Origin of the sequence: Streptomyces aurantiacus, from assembly GCF_001418335.1 — a bacterium.
GTDB lineage: Bacteria > Actinomycetota > Actinomycetes > Streptomycetales > Streptomycetaceae > Streptomyces > Streptomyces aurantiacus.
Map to the genome: position 1 here is coordinate 90,317 of NZ_LIPP01000010.1, position 6,657 is coordinate 96,973.

Annotated in this window: 4 protein-coding genes; all 4 read left to right on the plus strand. The window is 71.5% G+C overall.

The genetic code is table 11. The features are described from left to right. The first annotated feature begins 9 nt into the window (after window positions 1–9). Window positions 10–699: an SDR family oxidoreductase gene (locus AOK01_RS01820; protein WP_055507633.1), complete on the plus strand. Its 690-nt coding sequence runs from the start codon at window positions 10–12 to the stop codon at window positions 697–699. 175 nt (window positions 700–874) lie between these two features. Then, on the plus strand, window positions 875–1,843 hold the full coding sequence (locus AOK01_RS01825) for a methionine synthase (protein ID WP_055507653.1): 969 nt from the start codon (window positions 875–877) through the stop codon (window positions 1,841–1,843). A gap of 40 nt (window positions 1,844–1,883) precedes the next feature. Further along, window positions 1,884–4,109, plus strand: a complete 2,226-nt coding sequence (gene ligA, locus AOK01_RS01830; protein WP_055507634.1) for an NAD-dependent DNA ligase LigA — start codon at window positions 1,884–1,886, stop codon at window positions 4,107–4,109. Window positions 4,110–4,369: 260 nt separating this feature from the next. Then, window positions 4,370–6,657, plus strand: a 2,288-nt coding sequence (locus AOK01_RS01835) for a putative bifunctional diguanylate cyclase/phosphodiesterase (protein WP_055507654.1), incomplete at its 3' end; no start/stop codon positions are given.

A 6,657-nucleotide genomic window follows, 5' to 3' on the forward strand; every position in this document is an offset into this window, starting at 1 on the left:
CATGACGGCATGGCTACTCATGTGATCACCGGGGCCGGCTCCGGCATCGGCGCGGCCGTCGCGCGCCGCCTCCACGCGCGCGGGGACGACCTCGTGCTGCACGCGCGCGACGCGGGCCGCGCCAAGGAGCTGGCCGCCGAGTTCCCCGGGGCCCGGACCCTCGTCGGCGACCTCGCGGACCCGGACCGGCTCTCCTGGGCGTTCTCCCACCAGACGCTGCCCGACCGGGTGGACTCGCTCCTGCACATCGCGGGCGTCGTCGACCTCGGCCGGGTCGGTGACCTCACCCCCAAGACCTGGCACCACCAGCTCAACGTCAATCTGGTCTCGCCCGCCGAGCTGACCCGCCACTTCCTGCCCCAGCTCCGGCTCGCCCAGGGCCACGTGGTCTTCGTCAACTCCGGCTCCGGACTGAACGCCGGTCATGAATGGTCCGCGTACGCCGCGTCCAAGCACGGCCTGAAGGCACTCGCCGACTCGCTGCGCCACGAGGAGCACGCGAACGGCGTCCGCGTCACCTCCGTCTACCCCGGCCGCACCACGAGCCCCATGCAGGCCAAGGTCCACCGGCAGGAGGGCAAGGAGTACGACCCCTCGAAGTGGATCGACCCCGAGTCCGTCGCGACGACCATCGTCATGGCGCTGGACCTGCCGAGGGACGCCGAGGTCAACGACCTGACGGTACGCCCGGGGCGCTGACCGGCCGTCGCGCGGGCGCCCAAGCGGGTCACCCTCACGGCCCCCGTCACAGCCACAGGCCCCGCGCGGGCCGCCGTACGGAAGCCTGTCGATGCCCGGCCCGGCGATTCCGTAGGCTGCCCCGGTGAGCGAAAACAGCGAGTTCAGGCCCGGCCCCGCCACCGGCATCGGGTCGATGCCGGGCGGGGACGCCCGGGAGGCCGCCAAGTCCGTGGCCGGGACCTTCGAAGGCCCGGAGTCCGGCATGCCGTTCCTGGCGGAACTGCCCGCCCGCGGACCCGGCGCGGACATGATCGGCCGAACAGCCGGGATGCTCGCCGAGCTGTACGCGCGCGTGGAGCCCAGCGGCTGGCGTCTCGGGGACCGGCCGGGCCGGGACACCAAGCGGGCCAGGTCCTGGCTCGGCGAAGACGTCGACGCCCTGGAGGAGTTCACCCAGGGCTACGAGGGACCGCTGAAGGTGCAGGCGGTCGGCCCCTGGACCCTCGCGGCCGCCCTGGAGCTGCGCAACGGCGAGGTGGCGCTCTCCGACCCCGGAGCCTGCCGCGACCTCGCCGGATCGCTCGCCGAGGGCCTGCGCGAGCACCTCGCCGACGTACGGCGCCGCGTGCCCGGCGCCGAGGTCGTCCTGCAGCTCGACGAGCCCTCGCTGATCGGCGTCCTGCGCGGCCAGGTGCGGTCCGCGAGCGGCTACCGCACCCACCGGGCCGTGGACCGGCAGGTCGCCGAGGCCACCCTGCGGGACGTCATCGGCGTACAGGAAGGCAGCCCCGTCGTCGTGCACTCCTGCGCCCCCGACGTGCCGTTCGCACTGCTGCGTCGGGCCGGGGCGGCGGCCGTCTCCTTCGACTTCGCACTCCTCACCGAGCGTGACGACGACGCGATCGGGGAAGCAGTAGAAGGAGGCACCAGGCTCCTCGCCGGTGTCGTGCCGGGCACGGACGGCCCGTTGTCAGACCCTGCCGGTAGCGTCATGGGTGTCAGGACGCTGTGGCGCAGGCTGGGGCTGAGTCCGGGGCTTCTCACGGACGCGGTCACCCTCACCCCGTCGTGCGGACTCGCGGGCGCCTCCCCCGAGTACGCGCGCAGGGCGCTCGCCCACTGCGTCCGGGCGGCGAGATCACTCGCGGACAACCCAGAGTAGTCAGAGTCGAGAGCATTCAGAGTAACGGGAGGACGACACGGTGGCCGGCGACAACGACGCACAGACCGCCCCGGCCGCTGCGGCGGCTGCGGGGCCCGCGCCCAGCGAGGCACGGGAGAAGCACGCGCAGCTCGCCGAGCAGATCGAGGAGCACCGCTTCCGGTACTACAGGAAGGACGCGCCGGTCGTCAGCGACGCGGACTTCGACAAGCTCCTGCGCACGCTGGAGGCCCTGGAGGACGAGTATCCCGAGCTGCGCACCCCGGACTCGCCGACCCAGAAGGTCTCGGGGGCGGACGCGGCTGATTTCACGACCTTCACGGCCGTCCAGCACCGTGAGCGCATGCTCTCCCTGGACAACGCCTTCGACGACGAGGAGCTGGCCGCCTGGGCCGACCGCGTCGCCAAGGAGGTCGGCACGTCCGCGTACCACTTCCTGTGCGAGCTGAAGGTCGACGGCCTCGCGGTCAACCTCACCTACGAGCACGGGCGCCTCACACGCGCGGCGACCCGCGGCGACGGCCGCACGGGCGAGGACATCACGCCCAACGTCCGCACGATCGCGGAGATCCCGGACCGTCTCCACGGCGAGCGCATCCCCGACCTCGTGGAGATCCGCGGCGAGGTCTACTTCCCGATGGAGAAGTTCCAGGAGCTCAACGCCCGCCTGGTGGAGGCCGGCGACAAGCCCTTCGCCAACCCGCGCAACGCGGCGGCGGGTTCACTGCGCCAGAAGGACTCCCGCGTCACGGCGACCCGCCCGCTGCACATGGTGGTGCACGGCATCGGCACGCGGGAGGGTTTCGACATCGACTGCCTCTCGCACGCGTACGGGCTGCTGCGCGAGTGGGGCCTGCCGACGACCCGCTACGGGGAGGTCGTCGAAGGACTCGACGGGGTGCGGGAGTTCATCGCCCGCTACGGAGAGAACCGCCACTCCGTGGAGCACGAGATCGACGGCGTCGTCGTCAAGCTCGACGAGATCCCCCTCCAGGGCCGCCTCGGCTCGACCTCCCGCGCGCCCCGCTGGGCGATCGCGTGGAAGTACGCGCCGGAGGAGGTCAACACCAAGCTGATCAACATCCGGGTGGGCGTGGGCCGCACGGGCCGTGTGACTCCGTACGCGCAGGTGGAGCCCGTCACGGTGGCCGGCTCCGAGGTCGAGTTCGCGACGCTGCACAACCAGGACGTGGTCAAGGCCAAGGGCGTCCTCATCGGCGACACGGTGGTGCTGCGCAAGGCCGGCGACGTCATCCCGGAGATCCTCGGACCGGTCGTCGACCTGCGCGACGGCAGCGAGCGGGAGTTCGAGATGCCCGCCGAGTGCCCCGAGTGCGGCACACCGCTGGCGCCCGCCAAGGAGGGGGACATCGACCTGCGCTGTCCCAACGGCCGCGCCTGCCCCGCCCAGTTGCGCGAGCGCCTCTTCTACCTCGGGGGCCGCAAGTCCCTGGACATCGAGAACTTCGGATACGTGGCCGCCGCCGCGCTCACCAAGCCGCTGGAGCCGTCCGAGCCGCCCCTGGGGGACGAGGGCGACCTCTTCGACCTCACCATCGAGCGCCTGCTGCCCATCAAGGCGTACGTTCTCGACCAGGACAGCGGGCTCCCCAAGCGGGACCCGAAGACGGGCGAGGAGAAGATCGCCACGGTCTTCGCCAACCAGGAGGGCGCCCCCAGGAAGAACGCGGTCGCGATGCTGGAGAACATCGCCGCGGCCAAGGAGCGCCCGCTGGCCCGCATCATCACCGGCCTGTCCATCCGTCACGTGGGCCCGGTCGCGGCCGAGGCACTGGCCCGTGAGTTCCGCTCGATCGACCGCATCGAGCAGGCCACGGAGGAGGAACTCGCCGCCGTCGAGGGCGTTGGGCCCACCATCGCCGCCTCGCTGAAGCAGTGGTTCACGGTGGACTGGCACCAGGAGATCCTGCGCAAGTGGAAGGCCGCCGGCGTCCGCATGGAGGAGGAGAGCTCCGGCGAGGACGAGGGGCCCCGCCCGCTCGAAGGGCTCACCGTCGTCGTGACCGGCACTTTGGACCGTCACACCCGCGACGGGGCGAAGGAGGCACTGCAGAGCAGGGGCGCGAAAGTGACCGGTGCTGTTTCGAAGAAGACGTCTTTTGTTGTTGTGGGTGACAATCCTGGTTCGAAGTTCGACAAGGCCATGCAGCTCAAGGTGCCCGTTCTGAACGAAGATGGTTTCGCCGTGCTGCTCGAACAAGGACCGGAAGCAGCGGCCGAAGTCGCGCTTCCGGCCGAGGAGTAGCGGTTGAAGACCACCCGTTCGGCGCATACCAGATGCATACGGGTGGCCGGGTCGTATTCGGGCAACCGTAGACGACCGCTGCCCGTAGAAGCCTTCTGCGGCCTACTGTTGAGGTGTGCGCCTGCCGTGCCCAGCTGCGGTGGGGGCATTCCCTTGCTCTTCAGGAGCCGGGGAAAGGTCTTCAGACGCGGTGCCGTTGATGGACTAGCCGTGCACGGGGCCGCGTGGCGTGGGCACCGCCGGCTGTGAGAGGGACGGGAATGGAACCGACCGAGAGCGCCGCCCCGGACTCACGGCTGCGCCCGCGCTGGATGACCGGTGTACGGCGATGGGGGCACCCCTTGCTGGAGCGAAGCCGGGAATTCGGGGCGGGCCTCGGAGGAGCCAGGCCCGCGCAGCGGTCCGGGGCACCGGGATACACCGCCGGGGGGCCCGTCGTGGCGGACGGGCGCGGCTCCGGCCGCCGCACCGCCGCCCCCGGACCCTACTCACAAATGCCTGGTCAGGAGGCCGAGCGGCGGATGTCCTGGCCCGGGCTGCCGGTGGTGGTCGTCGTGTGCGCCGGCTTCGTGCTGGGAGCGGGTTTCTACCATGCCTTCAGCGGCAGCCACGCGCTCTTTCCGTCCGGCTCCGTCGGCTGGGCGCTGGCCGTCCTGGTCGGTGTCATCGTCGGCCATCTGGTCGCGCTCGGCCGTTCCCGCTGGTGGGGCGGCACGGGCTCGGGAGCGGCCCTGACCCTCGCCGTCCTGCTGCTGTACGGATGGGTGCCGGCCGGGATGGTCAGCCTCACCGTCGTCGTGCTCGTCGGCATAGCCCGCCGCCACCGCTGGCGCCAGGGCATCGTGCACGGCGCGGTGGACATCATCGGCATCGGTGCCGGGGCGCTGATGCTGGCCGCGTTCGGACGGGCGCCGTCCGTCGAGACGCCCTGGAAACCGGAGACCTGGACTGTTTACAGCGTGCCGCAGGTGGTGTTGGTGGCCGGGGCGTATCTCGCCGTGAGCCGCGCGCTGCTCTGGTACCTCCACGCGCCCCGTACGGCAGGACTGCCGACCGTGGCCCGTACGGCCCTGGTCAGGCATGGTCTTGTCGCCGTCGCGCTGCTCGGTATCGCCCCGCTGATCTGTGTCGTCGCGATCGCCCTCCCCGTGCTCCTGCCGCTCTTCGCCGTGCCGCTCATCGCTCTGGACTCCACGCTCTGGATAGCGCGTGCCCGGGCCGAGGAGCAACTGCGTGATCCCCTCACGGGACTGCCCAACCGGCAGTGGCTGCTCGAACGCACCTGGCGGGCACTGGACGACGCCGAGCGAATCGGTGCGCGTTCCGCTCTGATGCTGATCGACCTGGACCGCTTCAGGTCGGTGAATGACACGCTGGGGCATCTCGCGGGGGACCGGTTGCTGTTGCAGATAGCGGACCGGCTGCGCGTCGCTCTGCCGCGCGGTGCGGAGGCCGCGCGGCTCGGCGGGGACGAGTTCGCCGTGCTGCTGCCCGTCGCCGACTCGACGACCTCCGCGACGCGGGTCGCCCGGGGTCTGGTGACCGCGCTCGGATCGCCGCTCGACCTCGACGGGCTGACGCTCGTCCTTGAGGCCAGCGCCGGACTCGCCGTCTTCCCCGACCACGCGCTGGACGCGGAGGGGCTGCTGCGGCGGGCGGACGTCGCGATGTACCAGGCGAAGAGGGACCGTACGGGGGTGGAGGTCTACGAGTCCAAGCGGGACTCCAACACTCCCGACCGGCTCGGTCTTCTGGGGGATCTGCGGCGGGCGCTCGACGCGGGGGACGTAGAGCTGCACTACCAGCCGAAGGTGCGGTTCGACGGACAGGTCGCCGGCCTTGAGGCGCTCGTGCGGTGGGTGCATCCCGAGCGCGGGAAGGTACCGCCGGACGAGTTCATAGCCATCGCCGAGTCGTCAGGTCTGATGCCGCACCTGACCGAGTACGTACTGGAGGCGGCGCTCGCCCAGGTGGCGCGCTGGCGGGCGCAGGGGCTTCGGGTCCCGGTCGCCGTCAACGTGTCGCCCCGGGACGTGCACACACCCGGGTTCGCCGGATCGGTGGCCGCGAGGCTCGCCCGGCACGGGGTCCCCGCGGGGGCGCTCCAGTTGGAGATCACGGAACACGTGCTGCTGGAGGACCCGCAGCGGGCCGCGGACACCCTGGCCGCGCTGACCGCGCACGGCGTGAAGATGTCGCTCGACGACTTCGGGACCGGGTACTCGTCGCTGGTGCACCTGCGGCGGCTGCCGGTGAGCGAGCTGAAGATCGACCGCTCGTTCGTGGCCAGGCTCGCGGTGGACACCGAGGACGCCGAGATCGTGCGGTGCACCGTCGACCTCGCGCACTCGCTCGGGCTGCTGGTCGTCGCGGAGGGCGTCGAGGACGACGAGACGTGGGAGCGGCTCAGGGATCTCAGGTGTGACGCGGTGCAGGGGTGGCTCGTGGCCGCGGCGATGCCTCCGGAGGAGGCGACCGCGTGGTTGCTGGCGCGGGGGGTACGGGGGTGGCGGCGGCCGAAGGCGGCGTTGCCTGCGGCGTGTCTCTG

Excerpts from the sequence above, each read along its gene's own strand:
- AOK01_RS01820 (WP_055507633.1), top strand. The coding sequence starts at position 10 with ATGGCTACTCATGTGATCACCGGGGCCGGCTCCGGCATCGGCGCGGCC.
- AOK01_RS01825 (WP_055507653.1), top strand. The coding sequence starts at position 875 with ATGCCGGGCGGGGACGCCCGGGAGGCCGCCAAGTCCGTGGCCGGGACC.